This is a genomic window from Candidatus Ornithobacterium hominis, from assembly GCF_951229915.1.
Classification (GTDB): Bacteria; Bacteroidota; Bacteroidia; order Flavobacteriales; family Weeksellaceae; genus Ornithobacterium; species Ornithobacterium hominis.
This window is the reverse complement of record NZ_OX579588.1, coordinates 1,335,660-1,361,332: the sequence shown is the minus strand read 5'-3', so window position 1 is coordinate 1,361,332 and position 25,673 is coordinate 1,335,660. Positions and strand designations below refer to the sequence as shown.

The following is a 25,673-nucleotide window of genomic DNA, read 5'->3' as shown; positions in this document are numbered from 1 at the left end:
TACCGAGATAGCCCAAATCCTGTTATTTAGGAGTTTTACACAAATCACCTGAGCTAATGTGGTTTTTTTTTGATGAATGATATGCTGCGAGAGCAGCTCTAAATAAATATAAAATATGGAATACGTTATTGGAATTATAGGTTTTATAATTGGAGCTTTGTTATCTTTTTTTCTTACCAAGAAAAAGATAGATAATCAAGGCGCTATTTTATTAGAAGAAGCTAAAAAGAAAGTTGATGAAATTGAAAAAAATGCCTTAAAAAAGAAAATAGAATCAGAAACTTTGGTGAAAGAAGCTGAAAAAGAAGGTGAAAGCATTAAAAAAGAGAAAATTTTACAAGCGAAAGAAAAATTTTTGGAATTAAAGGCTCAACACGAAGAAAGCGTTAACCAACGGGAAAGAAAAATTGGTGAAAAAGAGAATCAAATAAAGGAAAAAGAGCACAAACTCAATGAAGGTCTCTCTGATTTAAAGAAAAATCGAAAAACGCTTACGACCGAGTTGGCAGAAATGGAAGAGAAAAAATTGGCATTGAACAAAAAAGTAGATGAGGTCAATGCTAATCATAGAAGGCAAGTCGATTTATTAGAAAAAATTTCAGGTTATTCCGCAGAGGAAGCACGAGCCGAGTTGGTAAATAGCTTGAAAGAAGAGGCGAAAACTAAGGCTCAGGCTCAGATTCAAGAAATTATAGATGAAGCTCAAATGAATGCACAAGATGAAGCCCGTAAAATTGTGATTCAAACCATTCAACGCATTGGTACAGAGCAGGCTATAGAAAATTCAATTTCTGTATTTAATTTAGAAAATGATGATGTAAAGGGGCGGATCATCGGGCGTGAAGGGCGAAATATCCGAGCCTTGGAAGCGGCTACAGGCGTGGAAATCATCGTGGATGATACGCCAGAAGCAATTGTCCTCTCATGTTTTGACCCCGTGCGTCGAGAAATTGCACGTTTGTCTTTGCATAAATTAGTGACTGATGGGCGAATTCACCCAGGTAGAATTGAAGATGTGGTGAATAAAACGTCAAAACAAATCGAAGATGAAATCATCAAAATCGGTAAGAAAACAGTGATTGATTTAGGAATTCATGGGCTGAATTCAGAATTGATAAAAATCATTGGGCGAATGAAATTCAGGTCTTCTTACGGGCAAAACCTTTTACAGCATTCACGAGAGGTGGCTCACATTGCAGGAACTTTGGCAGCAGAATTGGGGCTAAATCCTAAGCTGGCAAAACGCGCTGGTTTGCTACACGATATAGGTAAAGTACCTGAGCAGGAATCAGAATTACCACACGCTATTCTAGGAATGAATTGGGCCGAAAAATTTGGTGAACACCCCGATGTGGTGAATGCAATTGGTGCACACCATGATGAGATTGAAATGACTTCTCTGCTTTCACCCATTATTCAAGTGGCAGATGCCATCAGCGGAGCTAGGCCTGGAGCCCGCAGACAAGCAATGGAAAGTTACATCCAGCGTTTGAAAGATTTAGAAAGCACGGCTTTAGGCTTCAGCGGGGTAGAAAAAGCTTATGCAATACAAGCTGGGCGAGAACTACGCGTGATGGTAGAGAGTGAGAAAGTTGATGATTTGCGTGCGAAAGAACTTTCTTTCCTGATTATGGATAAGATTCAAAACGAGATGACTTACCCTGGGCAAGTGAAAGTCACGGTGATAAGAGAAACGAGATCTGTTCACATCGCAAAATAATTTTTTTAAGGCTTAGAAAAACTGAAAAATTTTTTAAGCCTTTAAAAAAAATAATTTAAATATACTTTAAAAATTTGTTTAAAATTTAAATTTTTTAAGCCTTTAAAAAAATGAAGGATTTTTTACCATACAGAAATTTGTACGTTGGTAGTATAGAAATTCTGAAAGCAGTCTTTTTAGAAAATAAATATACCGATAAGGAAATCGAGAAGTGCTTTAAACGCAATAAGCAGTGGGGGAGTAGAGACCGCGGTTTTGTGGCGGAACTCATCTATGAATGTGTGCGCTGGAAACGACTCATCAACTACGCTTCGGGAAATAGTTTAGAGCAAAAAAATTACTGGAAGTTTATTGCCACATGGATGATAATCAATGATGCTGAAATACCAGATTTAGATGAGTTTAAGTCGTTAAAAATCAATCGAGAGAAAGTCAAAAAAAACTTTAGAGATGCTCATCGAGATCCAGCGATAGAGCAATCTGTGAGTGAGGAATTGAAAGCTCTAGGCTTACAACAATTACCTGAACGTTTTTGGAAAGAAATTCAAGTGATGAATCAGCCTGCACCTGCTATTTTACGCACGAATACGCTGGTGAATTCCCGAAGCGAATTAATTAAAAAATTAAAAAAAGAAAATGTAGAAGTAAAACCTCTGCAGAAGTTCCCCGAAGCTCTGGTGCTGGCGGAAAAAGAAAATATTTTTTTGACGCAAGCTTTTAAAGATGGAAGTTTTGAAATGCAAGATGCTTCATCACAACAGGTTGCTCATTTTTGTGAAGTAAAACCTGGAATGCGTGTGGCAGATGCGTGTGCTGGTGCTGGTGGGAAATCTTTGCACCTCTCTGCATTGATGGAAAATAAAGGTCAAATCATTTCGATGGATATTTATGAATGGAAATTAAAGGAATTGAAGCGACGTGCCAAGCGAAATCATTCGCATAATGTGCAGATCAAATTCATTGAATCCAGTAAAACCATCAAGCGTTTTCACCAATCTTTTGACAGAGTTTTGATTGATGCACCTTGCACAGGCATGGGAATTCTCGGCCGTAATCCTGATGCAAAATATAAGATTGATTTTCCGTTTTTTGACCGTGTTTTGAAAGAGCAAAAGGAAATTTTGAGAAATTACGCTGGGATGGTAAAAAAAGAGGGATTACTGATTTATGCCACTTGCTCGATTTTCCCTGCCGAAAATAAACAACAAGTTCAAGCCTTTTTAGAAGAAAATCAAAACTTTGAATTTGTAGAAGACCGAATGCTTTGGCCTAGCGAAACGGGATATGATGGCTTTTACATGGCAAAAATGAGGAGATTAAAAGTTTAGTGATATTCTTTTGATTGATTTTCAGTGGATTAAATTCTAAAGATTGAATTTACACAAAAGCTTTAATGATGAAAATTAATCGTGAATGAGCCTTTTTCTCTGATATGAAAAAAAATCTATTTTTAAGCTGTAGTGAAATTATAAATCAAATTTATCTTGAATTTTCTAAGCCTTAAGAAAAAATAGAAGCTATAATTTAGGTAAGTTCGAAACTAGAAACAAAGTATTTTTTTAACTTTGCAAAAAATGAAATAATGACAAATTATTTCATTAATTAACAATTTTTAGTCTATGAATATTACCATCGAAAACATTGTATTAATTGGTTCTCTCTTACTTTTTATCAGTATAGTAGTTGGGAAAACCTCTTATAAGTTTGGTGTTCCCACACTTTTGCTTTTCTTGGCTATAGGTATGTTGGCAGGTTCAGATGGAATTGGGCGCATTAATTTTGATAGTCCTGAGATTGCTCAATTTATTGGTATTGTTTCATTAAACTTTATTTTATTCTCAGGGGGGCTAGATACTAATTGGAAGGCTGTAAAGCCGATTCTAAAAGAAGGAATAGCACTCTCCACCATGGGAGTTTTTCTCACAGCGGTTTCATTAGGAATTTTTGTTTACTATATCACTGATTTTACTATATATGAGAGTTTACTTTTAGGTTCCATTGTTTCCTCTACAGATGCGGCAGCGGTATTCTCCATTCTTCGATCTAAAAGCTTGGCACTCAAGGCAAATCTTCGCCCAACGCTAGAGCTAGAGAGTGGTAGTAACGACCCGATGGCCTATGTTCTTACCATTGCATTTCTATCGCTGGTTATGAACCCAGAGCAAGGCTTTTTTTCCATCATTCCACTGTTTTTGCAACAAATGATTTTAGGCGGAGCATTAGGTTTTGGCTTTGGTGTTTTGAGTAAAATTATCATCAACAGAATTAAACTTGGCTTCGAGGGTTTATATCCAGTTTTAGCTATTTCACTCATGTTTATTACATTCTCAGCCACTGATTTTGTAGGAGGCAACGGATTTTTAGCCATTTACGTCTGTGCAGTTTACCTTGGGAATCAAGATTTGATTCATAAAAACACCATTCTAAAGATGTTTGACGGCCTAGCATGGCTAATGCAAATTGTGCTATTCCTCACATTAGGCTTACTTGTTTTCCCAAAACAAATTATACCGTACGTTGGAATTGGCTTATTAATTTCTTTATTTTTAATTTTCATAGCTCGTCCCGTTGGAGTTTTTTTAAGCTTAATGTTTTTTAAAATGAGATTACGCCGTAGATTTTATATCTCTTGGGTAGGGCTGCGCGGAGCGGTACCAATTGTATTTGCCACTTACCCATTATTAGCAGGGGTAGACAAAGCAAATATGATTTTTAACATCGTATTCTTCATTTCGGTAACCTCGGTTTTATTGCAAGGTACGACTTTATCTATCGTTGCAAAATGGCTTCATGTAGCATTACCAGAGAAAGTAAAACCAGTTGCTATGAATGAGCGCTATTTCTTAGATTTACCAAAATCTGCTATGAAAGAAATTGAAATTCCAGTAAATAGTTTTGCTGTAAACAAGAGAATTATCGACTTACATTTCCCTGAATCAGCTTTCATTACAATGATAAAAAGAAATGGAAGTTTTGTGCGGCCAGGCGGCTCAACATTGATTCAAGCGCATGATGTTTTAGTCATTTTATTAGACAAAGAAGAAAGTTTGGCTCAAGTCAATGAAGTCTTAATAGACTTAAAAAGTGGTTTGTAATTAAAATTAAATTTAGAATCTATAGAAAAATTTTAAAATAAATTTTTTAAGGCTTAAAAAAATTATTACTTAGCCCCGTAGCAAGAGGTAAAAAAAGTGATTTAAACTACTAAAAACAAACGTATCATATTGATTTTAAGTGTAATGTTATTAAATCTAACTTTGAGTCAAGTTACAAAATAGTTTTGAAAGAATTATAAAAAACACCAAGTCAAGAAAACTTTTATTACAAATCAATTAAATTCAAACTAATTGATTTAAAGTTGATTAGAGTCATATTTTTAGCTAAAACTTGAAATTTATTGACTCAGAATATCAATTTGTATAATTTGAAAATTTAAAAAGCCTTTAAATTTTTTAGTATTTAAAATTTTTGTACTTTTGCACTCCAAATTAAAATTTTTATAAATGAATCATTATGAAACTGTTTTCATTTTAACTCCCGTTCTATCTGATTCTCAGGTAGAGGAAGCAGTTAAAAAAGTAGAAAGCTTTTTGAAAGAAAACAATGCAGAAATTGTGCATCAAGAAAACTGGGGTTTACGCAAATTAGCTTACCCAATCCAGTTGAAAAGAAATGGATTTTACAATCTGATTGAGTTTAAAGCAGAAGGTAACACCATCAGCGATTTAGAACTAATGTTTAAAAGAGATGAGCGTGTAATTAGATACCTTACCGTGAAATTAGATAAGCACGGAGTTGATTGGGCTGAGGATAGAAGAAAGAAAAAAGCAGAAAAAAATAAAAATTAAGCGATGGCTATAGATGATTTAGCAAAACAGGTAGCAGAAGGAGGAGAATCTGAAATCAGGTACTTAACTCCGATAGATATAGAAACTCAATCAACAGAAATGTTCTGTCGATTCAGACGATTTGGAATCAAGTATGTTGATTATAAAGATCCAGATTTTTTACTTCAATTTGTAAATGAACAAGGTAAAATTTTACCAAGAAGATATACAGGAACATCTCTAAAGTATCAAAGAAAAGTAGCTCAAGCAGTCAAACGAGCTCGTCATTTAGCTTTGTTGCCTTATGAAACAGATTTATTAAAATAATTAAAATCAAGACAAAATGGACGTAATTTTAAATAAAGACATAGAAAATCTTGGTTTTGAATATGAAATTGTTTCTGTAAAACCAGGATACGGTAGAAATTTTTTAATCCCTCAAGGTTTAGCAAAATTAGCAACACCTGCCAATCGTGAAGTGTTAAATAAAATCTTAGAAGATAGGAGAGAGCAAGAGGAAGCAGCTATAGAAAAAGCTAAAAAAATTGTTTCTTCTATAGAAGGTTTAACTATTGAAATTTCTGCAAAAGTAGGTGAAGGAGATAAATTATTTGGTTCTATCAATAACGCAGATTTGACGAAATATTTAAACGATAAAGGTGTAGAAATAGAGCGTAAACACGTTCAAATTTTAGGGAAAAACATTAAACGCTTGGGGCGTTACCATGTTTTGGTAAAACCACACAGAGATGTAGCGCGTGAATTCACTTTTGATGTTGTACCTGAATAAAATAAATTTTATTAATTAGTATTTAAAATCCCTTAATTTTGAAGTCTCATTTAAGGGATTTTGTTTTAATATTGTAATATAAATCAAAAACTTATGCAAGAAAATACACAAAATATAGTGAGTGCTACAGAAAATCTTGATTTCAATGTCTTGAATTGGGATTGGAATAATATGTCAGATAAAATTTTCACCTATGGGCTGCAAACTATCGGTGCTATTCTTATCATGATTGTTGGATTTTGGCTAGCAGAAAGACTTTCTAAAATAATTATAATAGGCTTAAGGCGGCCAAACATTAGCATTTCAATGCTAAACTTCATTAAAAGTCTCATTAGTATAATTTTTAAAATTTTAGTTCTGCTAGTTGCATTAAGTACTGTTGGGTTTGAAGTTACAGCTTTTGTAGCCCTTTTAGGTGGTTTAGCTGTGGGAGTTGGGATGGCGTTGCAAGGAAGTTTATCAAATTTAGCAGGAGGAATTTTAATACTTTTATTTAAGCCATTTAAAATCGGAGACTACATTCAATCTCTTGATAAAAAAGGGACTGTAACTGAAATTTCTGTTCTGCAAACAGTCTTGCTGACTCCAGATATGAGAACCGTGATTTTGCCTAATGGGAATGTTTTTAATAATCCCATAGAGAATTACTCTAAACATGGGATGAGAAGAGTTGAAATTAAAATTGGTATTGGATACGATGATGATTTTGATAAAGCTAAAGAAATTTTACTAGAAGTGTTTAAAAATGAACCTCTTATACTTGATGAGAAAGACTATGTTTTAGAAATCGATGAATTTGGAGATAGTAGTGTTAATTTAGCAATGTACGGCTATGCCAGAGCAGAAAATTATTTGAAAGCAAAATGGAAATTAAATCGATCTGCTAAGAAAGCTTTAGATGAGAATGGATTTAGCATTCCTTTTCCACAGCGGGATTTGCATTTGGTGACAGTGGATAATAAAAAAGCTCAATTTAAAATCAATCAAGAAAATAATTAGAAAAATTTTCTAAGCCTTAAAAAAAATAATAAAAAAGGATTTCATCATGATGAAATCCTTTTTTTTCTATATTAAATTTGATTTAAGCGTTTGAGGGATTGAATTTCCTCTTGCAATTTTTCTATTCGGTTCAGTAAATGCCGCATGGCGTCTATGCCAGCGAGGTTTATGCCTAAATCATAATGCCAGCGACTAAACATTTCTAGGTCAGCCAAGAACTCTTCATCGAGATAATCGTCATCATCCCTGATTTTCAATTGAATAATGCCTTCTTGATTTAACTCTGAAATAAAGTTTTTTTCAACATTCGTCTGCTTACAATACTCTGTGATTTTAATATATCTGCGTTCCATTTTATTTCAAATTTTTAAGCTGATTAAACAATTCCTTCTCTTTTTCTGATAAAGAAGTAGGTAGCTCAACCTGATAAGTAACGTATAAATCCCCAAAATGATTTTCTTTTTTGTAGACAGGGAATCCTTTACCTTTTAGTTTCACTTGGGTTCCATTTTGTGTACCTGGTTTGATTTTCAATTTCACTTTTCCGTCAAAGGTTTCTATGGTTTTTTCACCACCTAAAACTGCTGTGTACAAATCTAATTTTTCAGTCTTGTACAAATCATCTCCTTTTCTTGAGAAAATGCTGGAGTTGTTTAAATGAATGCTAATATACAAATCGCCCGCTGGTCCGCCATTAATGCCAGGAGAGCCATAGGATTTTAACTTTATGGTTTGTCCATCAGCAATTCCAGCAGGGATGGTGATTCTTATATTTTTACCATTCACGTTCAATTCTTGTTTGTGTGTGGTATAAACCTGGTGGAGATTTAGTTGAAGCTCAGCGTTTAGATCTTGACCTCTGAATTGATTTCGGCTACTTCCTCGATTTCTGAAACCACTTTGTGCTCCGCCAAATAAATTACTAAAGAAGTCAGAAAATTGACTTTCATCAAAATTTCCGCTATAGGCCTCAGACCAAGCTTGCCCGCCACTGTCAAAAGGATTTTTGCCTCCATTGGGCGATTGCCCATGCTGACGTTTCATTTTCTCAATTTCTTCGGCATGTATCCAGTTTTCGCCGTATTCATCGTATTTCTTACGTTTTTCGGGGTCGCTTAGGACTTCATTGGCTTCATTCAGTTGCTGAAATTTTTGCTGAGCTTCTTTGTCATTAGGGTTTAAATCTGGGTGATGCTGACGTGCTAATTTGCGATAAGCTTTTTTGATGTCTGCTTGGCTTGCATCTTTATTGATACCTAGAATTTTGTAATAATTTATAAAGGACATATTATTTTTTTAAGGCTTAAAAAAAACCTGTTTAAGATAAATTCTAAACAGGTTTTAAAGTTACTCAAAAATTTTACCAAAATATGATGTAAAGTAAAGCTGTAATCAAAAGAATGGCATAAGCTGCAATGTTAAAACCCTTCCCTGTTTGAAAGGTTTTAGAATACAACGGGATACCTTTTGGGTTGTCGTCGCCTTCGCTCATAGTCAAAGATACTCCAGCTATTATGACCATAGAGGTAATTAATGTATAAAACATTTGATCCATAAACGGCATTTCTAGCGGAAGGAATTTTAATGCTAAAGCAAATGGGATAGAGGCTAAAACGCCGATGATTGCTCCTGTTGTATTGGTTTTCTTCCAGAACAAACCAAGTAAAAATACGGCTAAAATTCCTGGACTAACTAATCCTGTCCATTCTTGAATGTATTGGAACATTTGGTCTATAGAACCTAAAGATTTTGCTAATAATGTGGCTATAATCAAAGCAATTAATGATGCCAAACGCCCGATATTCACTAATTTTTTTGAACTAGCCTTTTTATTAAAATAAGGTTTATAAATATCCATCGTGAAAATTGTAGAAGTGGAGTTTAGCATAGAGGCCAAAGACGAAACAATTGCGGCTGAAAGTGCTGCTACGACTAGGCCCTTCAATCCTGTAGGTATGAAGGTGTTAATCAGCCAAGGGTAAGCTCTGTCATAGTCGATTCCACCGTTGGCTTTAGAGAAAATTTCTTTAGCACCTTGAATGTCTTCGGTGTACATTACATAAGCAATAATACCTGGAATGACGACAATTAAAGGGATGATTAATTTTAAGAAACCAGCAAAGGCTAGACCTTTTTGTGCTTCTCTCAAGCTTTTTGCAGCTAAAGCTCTCTGGATAATATATTGATTAAACCCCCAGTAGTATAAGTTGGCTACCCACAATCCACCAACGAGAACAGCAATTCCTGGTAAGTTCATGAATTCTGGATTATCTTTAGAAATAATCATGTGGAAACGTGAATTGGCGTTATCATAGACATAATTTATTCCATTAATTATACCTCCATCGGGTGCCACATGGTCTAGAGCGATGAAGGTGGTAATCAACCCACCAATAATTAATAGCACGACTTGAATGACGTCAGTCCAAGCTACTGCAGATAAACCACCCCAAATGGAATAAGCTGCTGAGAAAAGAGCTAAACCAATAATGAAAGGCATGATGCTGGAGCCATCGCCAATACCAATTATGGTATCTAAAGCTTTAGCTCCTAGGTATAAAACTGAGGTTAAATTCACGAAGATGAAAAGTGCAATCCAAAAAGTGGCTAAAATGGTTTTCAGATTAGTGCTAAAGCGTTTTTCGATAAATTCAGGAATAGTATAAAGTCCATGATTGATGAAAACAGGCATAAAAAATTTGGCTACAATCAGTAAAGTTATAGCCGCCATCCATTCATAAGAAGCAATAGCTAAACCGATAGCAAAACCCGAACCTGACATCCCTATAAACTGTTCGGCTGAAATATTAGCAGCAATCAAAGAGGCGCCAATCGCCCACCAGGGTAAAGACTTCCCTGCTAAAAAATAATCTTCTGCCGTTTTTTCTTCCCCCTTTTTCCCTCGAGAAACGTATAAACCTACGGCTAAAATTACAATGGCGTAGACAATGAATACAACAATGTCTACAGTTGAAAATTCACTATTCATAAATTCAATAATTTTTATAATTCCTTAACACCATCACTGATATTCATTTCATAAATCGATGGTGCATATCCAATTTTTTCAGTATATTTTTCTTTTAAAGTAGACTTATATTCCTCCACTTTATCTTTTTCGACGATAGCAATAGCACAACCACCAAAGCCAGCTCCAGTCATTCGACAACCTATGACATAGGGAAGTTTAAGGCTTTCTTCATTCACAGTATCTAATTCATTACCAGTTACTTCGTAGTCATTTTTTAATGAAGTATGGCTTTCATTCATCAATTGAGCAAATAATTTAATATCATTATTGGCTAAAGCTTCTTTACTTTTCAAAACCCGCTGCTGCTCACTTATCACATGGCGCACTCTCTTTAGTTGCTCTTCATTTAATTCCCCATGGTGAGACTCAAAGTATTCCATCGGGACACTGCATAAGTCAGGGTAATTTTTCCCTTGCTGATTTAAAATTTCTAAAGCCTCTTCACAAGTAGCACGGCGTTCATTGTATTTAGAATCAGCTAATTTCCGTTCCTTATTTGTATTGATGATGACTAATTTATGATCTTCTAACACAAAAGGAGCATAATCAAAATTTAAGTTTTGGCAATCTAGAATAATGGCATGCTCTTCTTTCCCTTGGCTCACAGCAAATTGATCCATAATACCACAATTCACACCAACAAATTCATTTTCAACTTTTTGAGCTAAAAGTGCAATCTGAGTTCGATTTAAGCCAGCGTTTAGTAAAGAATTTAAAGCAAAAGCCATTACTACTTCTATAGAAGCCGAAGATGATAAGCCACCGCCATTGGGAATGTTTCCGTAAAATAAAAATTCCATGCCAGTATCTAATCCAAAGCCCTTTTCCATAAAAGCATTGATGACACCAAGAGGGTAATTTACCCAGAAATTCTCCTTTTTAGTATATTTATCACCAGTTAATTCAAAATCAAAATTTTCTTCAGGAAAGTTTAGACTATGAAAATGTAGTTTTTTATCGTTAGTTATTCTCAGCGTAAGGTAAGTTCCATTTTCCAAAGCAGCAGGCATCACCAGCCCACCATTGTAGTCAATATGCTCTCCAATTAAATTGACACGAGCTGGAGCAAAATAATAAAAATCAGGGGTAGAGTTATATACTTTTTTAAACTCTTCTTTTAAAAAGTCTTTCATAAAAATTAAAATTTAAAACTAAACTTAGTCTTGTGATTGTAAATATCGTTAGAATTTAACACATTACTGGGGAATTTCTCATGATTTTCTGCATCTAAAAATCCTTGCGTTTCAAAGCAAACACCCGCATTAGGTTGGGTAGCTCTTCGGCCCTCAGGCTTTAGTTCAGGAATATAAAAACCACTATAAATATGTAGAATTTTCTGATTAGTATAAACCTTCATTTCTATCGTTTGGTCTTCATTTCTCAGAACTCCCGCAGGTTTTTTATCAGATTCTACCAAAAAAGAATTATCAATCTCAGCAGGAATCATCTTAAACATAGAAAAATCAAATTTAGTATTTTCCACATCCATTATTCCTCCAGTCGGCACCACATCGCTATTAAATTCCAAGATTCTTTTAGCATTAATTTTTATCTCATCCTTCAAAATGGAATCACAAGATTGATTGAGATTAAAATACGTATGTTGAGTTAAATTGATAATGGTAGGCTGATCTGTTTTAGCCGAATAAGAAACAGTAATTTCATTTTCATCATTAAGTTCGTAGGTAACCTCTACATTCAAATTCCCAGGGTAATTCTCGTCTCCGTCGGGTGAAAATAAAGATAATGTAACTCTACTATTATCAAAATTTTCAAATTTCCAAACTTTAGAATCAAAACCAATTTCACCACCATGTAGATGATGCCCAGCATGATTTTTTTTAAGGCTTATTTTTTTTCCATTAATTTGAGTTTCACCATTTAGTATTCTGCTAGAATGTCTCCCAATCACTGCCCCAAAATAAGGATAGTTCTCTCGGTATTCAGGAGATAAATAACCAGCTAAGTCATTGAATCCCAAAGTTAATTCTCTTTTAGCAAACCCCTCAGGAAGTTTGATAGATTGAATGATAGCTCCTAAATTAATGATACTTATTTGAAATCCATTATCGTTGGTCAAAGTTATTTTGTCAATTTCTTGATTTTTGTAATGCCCAAACTCTTCTTTTTTAAAACTTTGCATATAAAAATATTGAAAAGAAAAGTTAAGGAAAAAATCTCAATTTCTAGGAGATATTTCATAGATTTTTTTAAGGCTTTAAAAATAAAAAAAATAACCGCCTCAATTTTTATTATTGAGACGGCTACGCTTTAATTTTTTTAAGGCTTAAAATTAATTTACAGCCTCTACAGAAACATAAGATTTATTATCTTTCTTCTTACGAAAAACAACTTTCCCATCAATCAAGGCATACAAAGTATGATCTTTGCCGATGCCTACATTGTTTCCAGGGTGATGTTTTGTACCTCTTTGTCTTACTATGATATTGCCAGCAATACACTTTTCGCCACCGTAGATTTTCACACCCAAGCGTTTGGATTCCGAATCACGACCGTTTTTTGAACTACCGACTCCTTTTTTGTGTGCCATTTTATTTTAGTTTTTTATTTCCTACCACCATTCAGTTTTTCCTGAAAGGCATTTAATTCATCAAATTTCCCATCTGCAGCTAATTGAGCTTGTTCTGGCCAAGTTGTTGGGTCCATAGCAGCATAGATTCCACCTTTTGGTTCCAAAATAGCTTTGATGTCATCTGCTTTGGAGTTTGCCAAATCACTGAAAGTATAGATGTTATTTTCGTTCAATAATTCTTGAACTTTTGGCCCAATACCTTCAATTTTAGTCAACTTATCATTTTTAGAAGCACTTTTTTTAGGCTCGGCTACTTTTTTACTCTCTTTTTTTTCTTCTCTATTTCCACCGATAGAAATAATTTCAATCTTTGTCAAAGCAGCACGGAAACCATTTTTCTTTTGGTAACCTTTTCTTCTTTTCTTTTTAAAAATGATAACTTTATCACCTTTCACATGCTCTAGGATTTTTGCTTCTACAGTCATGTTTTCTATAGCTGGGGCGCCTACAGTAATGTTACCGTTATCAGTCAATAAAACTTTATCAAAAGTTAATGAATCACCTTCATTTCCTTTCAGACGGTTAACATACAACTGCTGATCTTGCTCAACTTTGTACTGAAGCCCTGCTATCTCTACAATTGCATACATGGATTTATTATTTTTAATTTTAGGACTGCAAATGTAATAAATTAATTTTATTTAGAAAAATTAATTTTGGTTATTTAAAATTTCCATCACGTCGGTATAGCCACCGCCGTTAAAAACTTTTTCAAAACCATTTTCATCCAAAAATTCTTTTGCTCGCCCTGCTCTGCCTCCACTTTTGCAAAAAATCACAATAGGTGTAGCATAGGTTTTGATTTCTTCTATCCTCTCGGGTAGCTCAATGAGGGGGATGTGTTTTGCTTTTTCTAAAGCACCATCTTCTTCTAATTCCTCTGAATTTCTAACGTCAATAAACGTTGTTTGAGGATTTTTTATAGCATCTAAAGTCGTTTCTTTCATCACTTTTCTAAAAAATAAATATTTAAATAATTTCGGCATGAGCATATTTACCAAATTTTAATTCTTTCATTTTCGGGTTTGTACATTTTATCTTTGGATTTTATATTGAAAACCTCATGAAAAGTCGTCATGTTTTCCAATGGGCCTACAGCACGGTATTGCCCAGGTGCATGGAAATCAGTTTTAATTTGATTTTTCAATGCTTCGTCTTTATTTTTAGTTCTCCATATTGTTGCCCAAGAAATGAAAAATCGCTGCTCTGGTGAAAAACCATCAATTTGCTGAGGTTTTTTATGATCTCGGTAATATAGCTGAAGGGCATCATAAGCCACATTCAAGCCCCCCAAATCTGCAATGTTTTCGCCCAAAGTAGCTTTTCCATTTACAAAAACACCTTCAAATGGCTGATAGGCACTAAATTGCTGAACTAAGCGTTCACCCAAGGCATTGAACTTCCTTTCGTCCTCTGGCGTCCACCAATTGTTAAGGTTTCCGTCGCCGTCATATTTTGCGCCGCTATCATCAAAACCATGTGAGATTTCATGGCCAATCACAGCACCCATTCCGCCAAAATTCACGGCAGCATCAGCTTTGAAGTTATAAAAAGGGGGCTGTAAAATCGCTGCTGGGAAAACAATTTCATTGAACTGCGGGCTGTAGTAGGCATTTACCGTTTGTGGTGGCATAAACCATTTTGATTTATCTACGGGCTTGCCAATTTTTTTTAGATCTTTTTGGTAGCTCCACTGCGCTGCATTTTGAATGTTTTGGTACAAACTTCCTCCGTCTGAAAAATTAGAAATTTTCAATTCAGAATAATCTTCCCACTTGTCTGGGTAACCGATTTTCACATTAAATTTATCTAATTTTTCAAGAGCTTTTACTTTCGTGTCATCACTCATCCAAGTCAGTTGATGTATATGCTGGCGGAATGATTTTTTGATGTACTTTACCATTTCTTCCGCTTTGACTTTAGCCTCTGGAGGGAAGACTTCCGTCACATATAATTTCCCGAAAGCTTCTCCCAATATAGAATTCACCAAGCTCAGAGCTCTCTTATCTCGTGCTCGCATTTCATCTATTCCTTTTAGTTCTTTGCTGTAGAAATTAAAATTTAATTCCTCTAAATCGGTTGAAAGATAATTTGCGTTTGAATTTAGATTTTGAGCAATCAAGTATTTTTTTAAAGCCTTTAAATTTTGAGAAGAAATAATTTCACCTAAGCTTCTATAATAGGTGATTTCTGGAATGATGACTTCAGGCGTTTGAATTTTTAAAGCCTTGAAAAAATCGGCTAAATCAATCGCTGTATTGACTTCGTTTAGAGAAGAAAAAGCGATGGGATTATATTTCTTTTCAGAATCTCTTAAATTTTCAAAGCTTAATAATTTTTGGGCGATTTGCTTTTCTAAATTTACAACCAGTGCTGCTGAATTTTCAGGATTTTCATCATGAATTAGGCTAAAGAGCTTTACCAAATAATTTTGGTAGGCTTTTATTTTGCTTTGACTTCCTTCATCGGTTTTTTGGTAATAGTCACGATTCATGCCTAGGTAAGGTGTCTTTAGATAGACGGCATTTTGTTGGCTATTCTTCATGTGAGGACTTACATAGAACGCATACAAAGGGTTGTTCTCGAGTGGAGTTTGTTCAAGCAAAAAAGCTTTGAATTCGGTTAAATTTTTTAAGCCTTGAATTTTTTTCAATAAATTTTGGATCGGTGCTAGGCCCATTTGGTTTCGAGCTTCCACGTTCATGAAAGTTTTATACAAATCGGCTACTTTTTGCTCTTCGCTGCCGGCTTTAAATTGCTGATTAAAAACGGAATTTAGTATTTCCAATGAAATGGAATCGTTGGACTCTCTTAGTTCGTTAAAGCTACCCCAGCGGCCGTGGTCGCTTGGTATTTGAGTTTTTTCCATCCAATTACCGTTCACAAAATCGTAAAAATTATCTTGTGGGCGAATGTTTAAATCCATCATCTCTGTGTTGATTCCAGTATGGGTGTTCATTCTAGTAGAAGATATATTTTTGCTATCAGCTTGAATTTCAGTTCTTGGTCGGTTGGCACAAGAGGCTATTGTAGTAAGTATTGATAAGCTTAAAATTGTTTTTTTCATCAGTTAGTATTATTTAACTTCATTTAACTTCCCAAAAGTTGCTTCCCGCCAAAAGCGCATTTAAGTCAGCAGTTTTGGCTTGTTTTGCATTTTCAATTTGCTCTACCAATAAATCCTCATAAGTCGGTCGCTCTTCGGCATAAATCACACCAAAGGGGCGTGGGAATTTACTTTTGCTGGGGTCATCAAAAAATCGAGTTAATAAATTTGCTTTGTTTAAATCTTTTTCATCATGAATCATTAAATCGTTCACGCTTAGTCCTAATTTTTTGTAATTTACGACTTCTGGGGTTAAACCATCTAAGCGAATTCCTAACTCACTGTCTTCACCAAAAATTAAAGGCTGCTGATGCTCAACATAAATGGTGGTTGAGTTTTTTTTCTTCTTATCTGTAAAGTCTTCAAAGACTCCATCATTAAAGATAGGGCAATTCTGATAAACTTCTAGAAGCGAGGTACCCTTGTGTTCTGCCGTGCGGCGCATCATATCTCTTAAGTGCTTTGGGTCTCTATCCATAGACCGAGCAATGAAGGATGCATCGGCCCCCAAGGCTAAAGCTAATGGGTTGAACGGATAATCAATTGAACCTAGGGGTGATGATTTTGTCTTTAAACCTTGATGAGAGGTGGGGGAGTATTGACCTTTGGTCAAACCATAAATTTCATTATTAAACAACAATATATTTAAATCCATATTTCTTCTCAAAGTGTGGATCAAATGATTCCCACCGATAGAAAGTGCATCGCCGTCACCAGTAATTACCCAAACGTGCAAATGAGGATTGGCTATCTTCAAACCTGAAGCAACAGAGGGTGCTCGTCCGTGGATGCTGTGCATTCCATAGGTATTCATATAATAGGGGAAACGCGAGGAACAACCAATCCCAGAGATGAATACAATGTCTTCTTTTTTGTACCCCAACTCGGGCAGGGTTTGTTGCATTTGTTTCAATATTGAATAGTCACCACAACCAGGGCACCATTTGACATCTTGGTCGCTAACAAAATCTTTTGCTGTAAGTGTTCCTTCCATCATTCAACAAAATTAAGGAAAATAAAGTATTTTTTTGAATCAAATAAAGAATGAATACATAAAATCCATAGCAGATTATAAAGGAAAGCGACTCAAGGCACTCAGAAAGGTGATAAGGTTGAATGTATTGTTTTGATTATTAGAGGTATACAAGGTTTGTCGATTTTGAATATGATTTAAAGAAATGCTTTTTTGAGGGTGGGCAAATTAGCTGAAAATTTTTTAAGGCTTAAAAAATTTAAATTAAAGATTCTGAGTTTTCGTAGTTTAATTTTAGGAAAATGAAGAGCATTAGCATAAATCCCCATAAAGAACTTCCGCCGTAGCTTAAGAATGGTAACGGGATACCGACTGTTGGGAATAACCCCATCACCATTCCTATATTTACAAAAAAATGTAGCATCAAAATCGAACCTATGCTATACCCAAAATAGCGGGAGAAGATTTTTTTTTGCTTTTCTGCCAAGAAAAAAATACGTGCAATTAAAATTCCGTATAAAATGACCAATAAACTGCTGCCTATAAAGCCCCATTCTTCGCCAACAGTACAAAAAATGTAGTCGGTCCATTGCTCGGGGACAAATCTACCGTCGGTTATCGTTCCTTTATTCCATCCAGTTCCCCATAATTCGCCAGAGCCTATGGCTGTTTTAGAATATAATAGATTGTACCCAGATGTGTCTCGGTATTTGGCTTCTCCTTCAAACAAAACTAAAATTCTTTCTCTTTGGTGCGTGGGCAGTTTGTCTAGAATATCTAAGGCTTTGTAGGCCATGAAGCTAATAATTCCTAGGCTGGTGAATATTATAAGAAACCCTGTGGTAAATTGCCTGAAATGACTGGCTTGCACGTTGAGTATTTTCCTGATAGAGTAATGATAATTATGGTAAGATAAATACATGCCTAGTGCTGAGAGTAATGCTAGTAATGATAATACTGCTGATGATAAATTAACAATAAAGTCTAATCTATTATTGAGTAAATTTAAAAAGCCTTTCTCATTATAGAATTTATTTGTAAAAATAAAGTTCATCAAGAAGAATATGCTTATGCCTACCAAAGCTCCTAGAAGTAGATACATTTCTCTCATAGACAGCTGAGGGCGAGAAATACTCAATAAAAAGATGATGAGAAAAATAAGTAATAAGAAACCAATGATGAGTACTAAAAAATGGGAATCCCAAATGATGCCTAACAAAAATACACCTCCTAAGGTAATGGGCACCAACAGCCAAAATGGGCTCATGCCCTCACGATACAAGGCTAGAAGAAATGCGCCAAAAACAAAGAGTGAACCGACGTCTGGCTGAAGTAGTATTAAAATTGCAGGAATAGCCAAAAGCCCCATACAAAAAAGAAAAGTTCTGGGTGTTTTGATATCATTTCCTGGGGTGTTGAGTACATGACCAATCATTAGGCCTGTGGCGATTTTCATTAATTCAACAGGCTGAATCCCTACGCCTCCAATGGAATACCAAGCTTTTGCCCCATTAATTTCTTTCCCTACAAATAAGACGCCTACTAGAGCTAGCACTCCAATGATGTAAAACACACCTGCATAAATATCAAAGAAGTTTTTACTGATACTAGTGATGATTAAAAAAACAAAAATCATCCCAAAACCTAGGCCTATTCTTACAATTTGCTTCATTCCGTAGTCTGGGTCAACACTGTAAATATTGGCGACACCAAATCCCATGATGATGAGAACAATGGTGATGATCAACCAATCGATGGATTTATTGGATCGCGTCTGTAGCATTGCTATTGATTTTAGGTTCTACGTACCACCCGTTTCGTTTCAGTCGCTCAATTTCTTGTCGGCGATATTCTGGGCGAAGGTCTCCTTCCAGCATTCTTTTTTCTAGCCATTTTCTTTGTTCTCCCTCAATGGAGTCAAACAAGTATTTCTCTGCTACCAAACTAGCCATAGGCCCTGCCCAGCGTGAGCCCCAGTAGCCGTTTTCTACCACTACGGCAATGGCTATTTTAGGATTTTCTGCAGGGGCTAGTAATGTGAAACTAGAATGGTCTTGCCCGTGGGGGTTCTGTGCTGTTCCTGTTTTCCCAGCTTGGCTAAATTTAGGCGAAATAAATCCTTGAGCTGTCCCGTTAGTAAAAACGGCTTTTAGCCCTTTCATGATGGGCTCAAAGTATTCCACGGGAACTTTTACCTTTCTTTTAGTCGTAAAAGCAGTATCTTGAATCGGTTTCCCATCAATTTCTTTTACAATATGAGGTGTGTAATAATAGCCTTTATTTGCTACGGCTGCGATGAAATTAGCCATTTGTATTGGCGTAGAAAGCACTTCACCTTGCCCAATTCCGTTAGAAATAATTTGAAAGCTATTGTATTTCCCTTCACCTAAAATTTTATTATAATATTTGCTCGTTGGGATATTGCCTTTGCTCCCCACGGGCATATCTATACCTAGGTATTTCCCCATTCCAAAGCTGTGCATAATGTCTGCCCACTCGTCTATATTTTTTTCTATATGGAGTGAATCCTTATTCAAAATTGCCAGCCAGGTTTTAGAGAAATAAGAGTTACAACTTCTCCCTATTGCTTCCTCTATCTTGAGGTGAGTTCTACCACAGTGGCACGCCATATGTGCTCGCCCGTAGTGGAAGCCATTCTGGCAAGTGAAAACAGTAGCCGTGTCGGTAACGCCCATGGTAAATCCTGATAGACCTGTCAAAATTTTAAATGGGGAACCAGGTGGGTATGTTGCTTGTAAAGCTCTGTCATACATGATTCTATCAACAGAATCACGAATCATCCGACTGACTTCTCCTGGAATATTGAATCTCCGAGGGTCTATCACAGGACTGGAGGCTAAAGCTAAAATTTCCCCCGTATGAGGTTCTATGGCAACAATCGCTCCCCTTTTATTAGCTAATAAAGCTTCTGCATATTCTTGAATTTTATAATCTATGCTAAGCGTTAAAGTTTTTCCATTCTCTATTTCTACATCTTTTTCTCCATTTTCATAAGGCCCAATGGTGCGCAAGCGAATATCTTTTTTTAAAAAACGATAGCCTTTCACTCCTCTCAAAGTTTCCTCATATGATTTTTCAACACCAGCTTGGCCAGCTAAATCACCGGGGACATAATAGGAAGAATCTTTTTTGATATAATTTAGGTCTACTTCTTGAATGTATCCTAAAATATTTCCTGCTGTATGCACACGGTATTCTCTACGAGGTCGTTTAACAATATCAACTGCAGGGAAATTATAAATCTGTTCTTGAAATTTTGTGAAAGTTTCTCGGTCTATATTACTGATAAACGGGAAAGTGCCTACTTTACTGTAGCCTTTTTTAGCCTTGATTTCAGCCATTTTTTGGTTAAACTCTTCTCTTGTTATATTCAATAAATTGATAAATTGAATCGTATCAAAGCCTTTTTCCATCAAAAAAGGTGTGATTTGAATTTCAAAATTATTGCTACTGGTAACCAACAATTTTCCATTCCTATCTAAAATATCACCTCTCTTGGGGTAAATAACTTCCTGTTTTATCGAGGTATTGAAAGCGTTAAGAATATACCGATCTGTGCCTAATTGCAAATAAGCCAAACGCCCAATGAATATTAATACCGTAGCTATGACTAAAAAATAAAATAACCAGGTTTTTTTCATGTTTACAATTCCTGTTTTTTACGAAAAGGGAAAATAGCTAAATATAAAAAACAAATGATTAGAGTTAATACAGCTCCTAAGCTAGAGCGTTCTATAATCGTTTGCCACTGACTCAGGCTCATCGTTTGCAGCCAATCTATTAAGACATGATGAGAAAAAATTAATAAGGCTAAATAAATTCCCCACTGGAAAAAAGATAATTGACTCAAGCTTAATTCTTCTTCTGTTTGTGTTGATTTACTTAAGAGAAGCTTGACTAAAGGTTGACGTAAAAAAGCGATTAATACACAAGCAAAAGCATTCAAACCTCCTGTGTTTTCAAAAAAATCAATGTATAATCCCAAAAAGAAAGCATAAGTGAGAACTAAATATTTATTTCTACTAAACGGGAGCAATAAAATAAACAGTATATAAACATACGGATCGGCATAGCCGTAGAAATTTATATTATTGAATATAAAAACCTGTAAACTTGCAAATATTAAAAGCCTTAAAATATCAAAAATCCTAGTCTGTAGCATCTAACCCCGTTTGTTGTACCTTTTCAATTTCAATTCTATCTAAATCTTTAATTACATAAACATTCTGCACCGTAGCTAAATCTTCAAAAGTCGAAACTTCAATATCAAAATCACCCGTTTTCTCATTAGGTTCTAATGAAGAAATATAACCAATTAAATGCCCTTGCGGGTAAATAGCAGATGCACCAGCAGTCATCACCGTATCTCCCTGTTTTATATTCAAATATTTAGGAATTTCAGTTAGCTGTAATTTCTGATGATCCTTCCCGTTCCATCTTAGAATTCCGAAGTAATCAATATTCTTAACCTTCGCTTTTATGTTAGCCTGTGAATGCAAAACAGATAACACCGTGGAATAATGCTGCGTGGAGTGCAAAACTGCACCAATAACCCCCCGTGAAGTTAAAACCGCCATGTTGGGTTGGACTCCGTCCTTTATTCCTTTATCAATCATAAAGTAATTGTCTCTTTTTCGGATAGATTGGTCGATGATTTGTGCATTGGTATACTCAAACCGCTGGAACGATGAATCTACAACCAAAGGCTCTAGCCCTAAATGAGCAGAATTTTTTAAGCCTTTAAAAATTTCTAACTGATTTTTAAGCTTTGCATTTTCTTCCATCAAAATTTTATTTTCTTTTGGAAGATTTTGGTAATGTTTCAACTTAGAAATTTTAGCTGAAAAAAATCCGTTGACATTCAGTAGCTGCTCCCCCACTAAAGTTTTATGAAAATTACTCTGAGAAAACATCGCATACACAGCGCCTATTTCTAATAATATAAAAAACAAGAAATAACCTACCTTAGAGAGTAGGTGCGCCAATAACTTCATAATTTATTTCATCGCATTAAGAAATTATACTTATCGATATTTTTAAGTGCAATTCCAGTACCTCTCACAACAGCACGTAATGGGTCTTCTGCCAAGAAAACGGGTAAACCTGTTTTCTTTGAGATTCTTTGGTCTAGCCCCCTGAGCATAGAGCCACCACCCGCCATGTAAACGCCTGTGTTGTAAATATCTGCAGCCAACTCTGGAGGAGTTTGAGAGAGGGTTTCCATCACAGCATCTTCGATACGAGAAATAGATTTATCTAAAGCACGAGCTACTTCTTTGTAGTTCACGACAATTTCTTTTGGTTTACCCGTGATTAAATCCCGTCCTTGCACGTGGATGTCCTCTGGCGGGTGGTCTAATTCTTCTAGCGCTGAGCCGATTTCAATTTTGATTCGCTCTGCGGTACGTTCGCCCACATACAAATTGTGATGTGTGCGTAAATGATAAGCAATATCGTTGGTGAAGACATCTCCAGCAATTTTCACCGATTTATCACTTACGATTCCCCCCAAGGCAATCACAGCAATTTCTGTTGTGCCACCGCCAATGTCGATAATCATATTTCCCTCTGGCTGCTGAATATCAATCCCTACACCAATCGCCGCCGCCATTGGCTCATAAATTAGCCTAATATCTTTCGCATTCACGTGAATTGCTGAATCTTTCACCGCACGTTTTTCTACTTGCGTGATTCCCGAAGGAATACAAATCACCATACGCAGTGCAGGAGCCATCACCCCTCCCTTAAGCCCAGGAACCATCGAGATGAATTTACGAATCATCTTCTCCGAAGCCTCAAAATCAGCTATTACTCCGTCTTTCAGCGGGCGAATAATTTTGATTTCATCATGGGTTTTGCCTTGCATGCTTTTGGCTTCGTGCCCTACAGCAATCAACTTCCCAGTCGAGCGTTCGATCGCTACAATCGAAGGATGATCTACAACGACTTTATTGTTATAAATAATGAGGGTATTTGCTGTCCCTAAATCTATGGCTATATCTTTGGTGAAAATATTAAATAATCCCATTCAAAAATGTGGTTTTTTAAGTAGTTTGAAAAAATTAAATACAAAAATAAGCTTTGTTATGATTTTTACATAATGATTATAAATTATTTAATGTGGATTTAAAGTTTTTTTTATAAAAAGTTTTAAAAATTAACTAGTAAATACATAGCAAATTATCATACAAGGTTTATTTTTAAGCTGTTAATATTTCTATCAAATATAAATTTCAAGCTGTTAAATTTTTTAAGCCTTAAAAAAAAAATAGCTAAAATCTTAGTTTTAAAGCCCTTAAAAAATTTAACATAATTTCTTCTAATCACTAAATTGATCATAGAGTTGAGAAAATAAAGTTTCAATACGCTTTCTATGCTTTTTAAATAAATAAAACTGCGGGTCGTAATCTTTGAGTTAAATTATATTTAAGGAGTGATTAACTATAAGTTATTTAATAGTTTTTTTATAAAGCACAGCAGCTTATATTTAATCGAATAAGAATTTAAATTATTCAAAATTGTGTTAAAAAAAGTTTTTATATATTTGGCGGCATTTTTATTTAAAACAAAAAATATGAGAATGAAAAAAAATTTAATCTTATTGACAGTGTTTTTTAATTTTTTAAGCCTTGAGGCTCAAGTTGAAAATCATTTAGACAGTCTAATAGCGACGGGCAGAACTTTACCACTTACAACAAAAAAGCATAATCAAAATGTGGTAATCATAGACCAAGAAACCATCCAAAACACGCCATCACAAAGCGTGGAAGAAATTATTGCTTATTTTTCTGGCATTGATTTGCGCCGTCGCGGAGTAGGCGGAATGCAATCAGACATTGCTATACGTGGAGGAAATGCTGAGCAGGTTTTACTTTTGGTAAACGGTGTACGAGTGACTAATCCCCAAACGGCACACAATTTATGGAATATTCCCTTTGATGCAGATGCCATTGAGAGAATTGAAATCATCAAAGGACCAGAGGCTGCACAATACGGCGCCAATGCCTTTGCTGGCGTTATAAATGTGATTACACGAGCAAAAGAAGGAAAAAAAGTTCAACTGAGCGCTGAAGCTGGAAGCTACGGAACTTATAAAGTCGGAACAAACATTAGCATCGCTTCGCCCAAAGTAAAGCATTTATGGAATGCAAATTATGGTGCATCAGACGGCTACCGACACAATACCGATTATACGAATAAAAACATGTTCTACCAAGGGAAATTCCAGTCTAATATAGGTGAATTTAATTTACAGGCTGGTTTTGGTGAGAAAAAATTTGGTGCAAACGGTTTTTATGCTTCTCCTACTTACACCGAACAATATGAAGAAACGCAAAACTCCATCGTGAGTTTGGGATTGGATACGAAGAAAGACAACTGGGGAATCCGTGCTAGAACTTATTGGACGCGCGCACAAGACATGTATTTGCTTGATAGAAAAAACCCACAAATTTATCGTAACATGCACATTGGTAATAATTTAGGGGCAGAAGTATCGGTAAGTTTTAAGAATGATTTAGGCTTGACTTCCATTGGGTCAGAATACAAAAAAGAATACCTAAATAGTAATAACTTGGGCAATCATGAGCGTGACATCATATCTGTATTTTTTGAGCATCAGTTTTCTTTTTTCAACGAAAAATTAAACATTATACCAGGTGCAAGTTGGTTCCATTTCAGCAATGTTGGCGATTTTTTCTATCCACAGTTAGGCGCTGCGTATAAAATCAATGCTGAAAATAAATTATTTGCTAATGCAGCACGTGTGCACCGCTTGCCATCATACACCGAGTGGTATTACCAAAGCAAAACAGAGGTGGGGAATCCAGATTTAAAGCCAGAATCAGCCAACAGCTTTGAGTTGGGCTATCATTTTCTGCAGCCCACGTTCTCGGCAAAAGTGAGTGCCTTCCGTCGCTATGCAAAAAATGCAATTGATTGGGTAAAACAATCTAAAAACCAGCCATGGAAGCCGATTAATAGCACGAGCGTAACCGTAGATGGAGTAGAAGTTAATTTAAAGAAAAACTTCAATGGCTTTGTACGATCTTTTGCAGTGGACTACACGTATTTAGATAAAAGTATCGTTAATTCTGAATTTGCATTATCTCGCTATTTATTAGATAATCTAAGACATCAAGTCGTGGTGAAATTAGAAAACCAATGGTTTAATAATTTTTACAGCCATTTAGTTTATCGCTACTTAGACCGTGTGACAATGGAAAATTATCATTTGCTAGATGCGAAGTTGAATTATAAATACCAGAATTGGCAGATTTTCACTTCGTTCAATAACCTTACAGGTACTAAGTATACAGAGACTAACCTAGTGCAAATGCCTGGTTTTTGGGTGAGTGGAGGTGTAACCTACCAATTTAATTTTTCAAATTAAGAAGCAAATTTGCATAATTCAAAAACGTAAAATACATTTGCGGGCAGGTTGAGAAAAGTGAAAAAATCTCAACGGGAATTTTTAACAAAAAAATAACGAAATTTTAACAGATGAAATTTGTGAGTTTCAAAATAAAGTGTAAACACACACACACACACACACAAGTAATGAGCTAAACAACTCATTATCAGTAACTTGTAATAATTTATTGCTTCCCTGCG

General features: G+C 35.4%; 23 protein-coding genes and 1 pseudogene. 8 read left to right on the top strand and 16 right to left on the bottom strand.

Features of this window, described 5'->3' with window-relative positions:
* The first annotated feature begins 115 nt into the window (after positions 1-115).
* From rny to QOX03_RS06340, 7 genes are all read left to right on the top strand, one after another.
* Positions 116-1,720: a ribonuclease Y gene (gene rny, locus QOX03_RS06370; RefSeq protein WP_119059645.1), complete on the top strand. Its 1,605-nt coding sequence runs from the start codon at positions 116-118 to the stop codon at positions 1,718-1,720.
* Between the two features lie 110 nt (positions 1,721-1,830).
* Positions 1,831-3,048: an RsmB/NOP family class I SAM-dependent RNA methyltransferase gene (locus QOX03_RS06365; protein WP_283670484.1), complete on the top strand. Its 1,218-nt coding sequence runs from the start codon at positions 1,831-1,833 to the stop codon at positions 3,046-3,048.
* A gap of 291 nt (positions 3,049-3,339) precedes the next feature.
* The gene (locus QOX03_RS06360; protein ID WP_283670483.1) at positions 3,340-4,815 is read left to right on the top strand and encodes a potassium/proton antiporter; all 1,476 of its coding nucleotides are present in this window, start codon (positions 3,340-3,342) and stop codon (positions 4,813-4,815) included.
* A gap of 408 nt (positions 4,816-5,223) precedes the next feature.
* Positions 5,224-5,568, top strand: a complete 345-nt coding sequence (rpsF, locus tag QOX03_RS06355; protein ID WP_283670482.1) for a 30S ribosomal protein S6 — start codon at positions 5,224-5,226, stop codon at positions 5,566-5,568.
* A gap of 3 nt (positions 5,569-5,571) precedes the next feature.
* Positions 5,572-5,874 carry a 30S ribosomal protein S18 gene (gene rpsR / locus QOX03_RS06350; protein WP_119058331.1) on the top strand — a complete coding sequence of 101 codons (303 nt, stop codon included), beginning with the start codon at positions 5,572-5,574 and terminating at the stop codon, positions 5,872-5,874.
* Positions 5,875-5,890: 16 nt separating this feature from the next.
* A complete protein-coding gene (rplI, locus tag QOX03_RS06345) occupies positions 5,891-6,337 on the top strand; it encodes a 50S ribosomal protein L9 (protein WP_283670481.1) in 447 nt (148 codons plus the stop codon).
* 93 nt (positions 6,338-6,430) lie between these two features.
* Positions 6,431-7,336 (top strand): mechanosensitive ion channel family protein, encoded by a 906-nt coding sequence (locus QOX03_RS06340; RefSeq protein ID WP_283670480.1) that lies wholly within the window; start codon positions 6,431-6,433, stop codon positions 7,334-7,336.
* 71 nt (positions 7,337-7,407) lie between these two features.
* On the opposite strand, the gene QOX03_RS06335 is transcribed toward QOX03_RS06340, so the two are convergent.
* From QOX03_RS06335 to QOX03_RS06260, 16 genes and pseudogenes are all read right to left on the bottom strand, one after another.
* Entirely contained in the window at positions 7,408-7,689 is a 282-nt protein-coding gene (locus QOX03_RS06335) for a chaperone modulator CbpM (protein ID WP_119058333.1), read from the bottom strand.
* Between the two features lies 1 nt (position 7,690).
* Positions 7,691-8,623 carry a J domain-containing protein gene (locus QOX03_RS06330; RefSeq protein WP_283670479.1) on the bottom strand — a complete coding sequence of 311 codons (933 nt, stop codon included), beginning with the start codon at positions 8,621-8,623 and terminating at the stop codon, positions 7,691-7,693.
* Between the two features lie 73 nt (positions 8,624-8,696).
* On the bottom strand, positions 8,697-10,325 hold the full coding sequence (locus QOX03_RS06325; protein WP_283670478.1) for a sodium/sugar symporter: 1,629 nt from the start codon (positions 10,323-10,325) through the stop codon (positions 8,697-8,699).
* Between the two features lie 14 nt (positions 10,326-10,339).
* Positions 10,340-11,500, bottom strand: coding sequence for a galactokinase (locus QOX03_RS06320; protein ID WP_283670477.1), 1,161 nt, complete (start codon positions 11,498-11,500; stop codon positions 10,340-10,342).
* A gap of 5 nt (positions 11,501-11,505) precedes the next feature.
* The gene (locus QOX03_RS06315; RefSeq protein ID WP_283670476.1) at positions 11,506-12,510 is read right to left on the bottom strand and encodes an aldose epimerase family protein; all 1,005 of its coding nucleotides are present in this window, start codon (positions 12,508-12,510) and stop codon (positions 11,506-11,508) included.
* 150 nt (positions 12,511-12,660) lie between these two features.
* A complete protein-coding gene (gene rpmA, locus QOX03_RS06310; protein WP_119058337.1) occupies positions 12,661-12,918 on the bottom strand; it encodes a 50S ribosomal protein L27 in 258 nt (85 codons plus the stop codon).
* 14 nt (positions 12,919-12,932) lie between these two features.
* The gene (rplU, locus tag QOX03_RS06305) at positions 12,933-13,550 is read right to left on the bottom strand and encodes a 50S ribosomal protein L21 (RefSeq protein ID WP_283670475.1); all 618 of its coding nucleotides are present in this window, start codon (positions 13,548-13,550) and stop codon (positions 12,933-12,935) included.
* Between the two features lie 60 nt (positions 13,551-13,610).
* Positions 13,611-13,946 carry a rhodanese-like domain-containing protein gene (locus tag QOX03_RS06300; protein WP_245952957.1) on the bottom strand — a complete coding sequence of 112 codons (336 nt, stop codon included), beginning with the start codon at positions 13,944-13,946 and terminating at the stop codon, positions 13,611-13,613.
* 8 nt (positions 13,947-13,954) lie between these two features.
* Entirely contained in the window at positions 13,955-16,027 is a 2,073-nt protein-coding gene (locus tag QOX03_RS06295) for a M13 family metallopeptidase (protein WP_283670474.1), read from the bottom strand.
* Positions 16,028-16,046: 19 nt separating this feature from the next.
* The gene (locus QOX03_RS06290; RefSeq protein ID WP_353616887.1) at positions 16,047-17,063 is read right to left on the bottom strand and encodes a 2-oxoacid:ferredoxin oxidoreductase subunit beta; all 1,017 of its coding nucleotides are present in this window, start codon (positions 17,061-17,063) and stop codon (positions 16,047-16,049) included.
* A gap of 235 nt (positions 17,064-17,298) precedes the next feature.
* On the bottom strand, positions 17,299-18,822 hold the full coding sequence (gene rodA / locus QOX03_RS06285; RefSeq protein ID WP_283670473.1) for a rod shape-determining protein RodA: 1,524 nt from the start codon (positions 18,820-18,822) through the stop codon (positions 17,299-17,301).
* Positions 18,800-20,701 carry a peptidoglycan D,D-transpeptidase FtsI family protein gene (locus QOX03_RS06280; RefSeq protein ID WP_283670472.1) on the bottom strand — a complete coding sequence of 634 codons (1,902 nt, stop codon included), beginning with the start codon at positions 20,699-20,701 and terminating at the stop codon, positions 18,800-18,802. Before QOX03_RS06280 ends, rodA begins: the two co-directional genes overlap by 23 nt.
* Before the next feature lie 2 nt (positions 20,702-20,703).
* On the bottom strand, positions 20,704-21,222 hold the full coding sequence (locus QOX03_RS06275; RefSeq protein ID WP_283670471.1) for a rod shape-determining protein MreD: 519 nt from the start codon (positions 21,220-21,222) through the stop codon (positions 20,704-20,706).
* Positions 21,209-22,054: a rod shape-determining protein MreC gene (gene mreC / locus QOX03_RS06270; protein ID WP_119059655.1), complete on the bottom strand. Its 846-nt coding sequence runs from the start codon at positions 22,052-22,054 to the stop codon at positions 21,209-21,211. Before mreC ends, QOX03_RS06275 begins: the two co-directional genes overlap by 14 nt.
* Positions 22,055-22,062: 8 nt before the next feature.
* Complete coding sequence (locus tag QOX03_RS06265) at positions 22,063-23,088, bottom strand: rod shape-determining protein (protein ID WP_119058344.1); 1,026 nt, start codon at positions 23,086-23,088, stop codon at positions 22,063-22,065.
* A 155-nt stretch (positions 23,089-23,243) separates the two neighbouring features.
* A pseudogene (locus QOX03_RS06260) lies at positions 23,244-23,472 on the bottom strand (IS982 family transposase); the annotation flags it as partial.
* Positions 23,473-23,640: 168 nt separating this feature from the next.
* On the opposite strand from QOX03_RS06260, the gene QOX03_RS06255 reads away from it, so the two are divergent.
* Entirely contained in the window at positions 23,641-25,452 is a 1,812-nt protein-coding gene (locus tag QOX03_RS06255) for a TonB-dependent receptor plug domain-containing protein (RefSeq protein ID WP_283670470.1), read from the top strand.
* Positions 25,453-25,673: the final 221 nt, after the last annotated feature.

Coding starts and splice junctions, on each gene's coding strand:
- QOX03_RS06275 (WP_283670471.1), bottom strand. CDS start 21,222: ATGCTACAGACTAGGATTTTTGATATTTTAAGGCTTTTAATATTTGCA.
- QOX03_RS06290 (WP_353616887.1), bottom strand. CDS start 17,063: ATGATGGAAGGAACACTTACAGCAAAAGATTTTGTTAGCGACCAAGAT.
- QOX03_RS06365 (WP_283670484.1), top strand. CDS start 1,831: ATGAAGGATTTTTTACCATACAGAAATTTGTACGTTGGTAGTATAGAA.
- rny (WP_119059645.1), top strand. CDS start 116: ATGGAATACGTTATTGGAATTATAGGTTTTATAATTGGAGCTTTGTTA.
- rpsR (WP_119058331.1), top strand. CDS start 5,572: ATGGCTATAGATGATTTAGCAAAACAGGTAGCAGAAGGAGGAGAATCT.
- rplI (WP_283670481.1), top strand. CDS start 5,891: ATGGACGTAATTTTAAATAAAGACATAGAAAATCTTGGTTTTGAATAT.
- rodA (WP_283670473.1), bottom strand. CDS start 18,822: ATGCTACAGACGCGATCCAATAAATCCATCGATTGGTTGATCATCACC.
- rpsF (WP_283670482.1), top strand. CDS start 5,224: ATGAATCATTATGAAACTGTTTTCATTTTAACTCCCGTTCTATCTGAT.
- mreC (WP_119059655.1), bottom strand. CDS start 22,054: ATGAAGTTATTGGCGCACCTACTCTCTAAGGTAGGTTATTTCTTGTTT.
- QOX03_RS06255 (WP_283670470.1), top strand. CDS start 23,641: ATGAAAAAAAATTTAATCTTATTGACAGTGTTTTTTAATTTTTTAAGC.
- QOX03_RS06330 (WP_283670479.1), bottom strand. CDS start 8,623: ATGTCCTTTATAAATTATTACAAAATTCTAGGTATCAATAAAGATGCA.
- QOX03_RS06320 (WP_283670477.1), bottom strand. CDS start 11,500: ATGAAAGACTTTTTAAAAGAAGAGTTTAAAAAAGTATATAACTCTACC.
- QOX03_RS06295 (WP_283670474.1), bottom strand. CDS start 16,027: ATGAAAAAAACAATTTTAAGCTTATCAATACTTACTACAATAGCCTCT.
- QOX03_RS06335 (WP_119058333.1), bottom strand. CDS start 7,689: ATGGAACGCAGATATATTAAAATCACAGAGTATTGTAAGCAGACGAAT.
- QOX03_RS06360 (WP_283670483.1), top strand. CDS start 3,340: ATGAATATTACCATCGAAAACATTGTATTAATTGGTTCTCTCTTACTT.
- rplU (WP_283670475.1), bottom strand. CDS start 13,550: ATGTATGCAATTGTAGAGATAGCAGGGCTTCAGTACAAAGTTGAGCAA.
- rpmA (WP_119058337.1), bottom strand. CDS start 12,918: ATGGCACACAAAAAAGGAGTCGGTAGTTCAAAAAACGGTCGTGATTCG.
- QOX03_RS06315 (WP_283670476.1), bottom strand. CDS start 12,510: ATGCAAAGTTTTAAAAAAGAAGAGTTTGGGCATTACAAAAATCAAGAA.
- QOX03_RS06300 (WP_245952957.1), bottom strand. CDS start 13,946: ATGCCGAAATTATTTAAATATTTATTTTTTAGAAAAGTGATGAAAGAA.
- QOX03_RS06280 (WP_283670472.1), bottom strand. CDS start 20,701: ATGAAAAAAACCTGGTTATTTTATTTTTTAGTCATAGCTACGGTATTA.
- QOX03_RS06265 (WP_119058344.1), bottom strand. CDS start 23,088: ATGGGATTATTTAATATTTTCACCAAAGATATAGCCATAGATTTAGGG.
- QOX03_RS06325 (WP_283670478.1), bottom strand. CDS start 10,325: ATGAATAGTGAATTTTCAACTGTAGACATTGTTGTATTCATTGTCTAC.
- QOX03_RS06340 (WP_283670480.1), top strand. CDS start 6,431: ATGCAAGAAAATACACAAAATATAGTGAGTGCTACAGAAAATCTTGAT.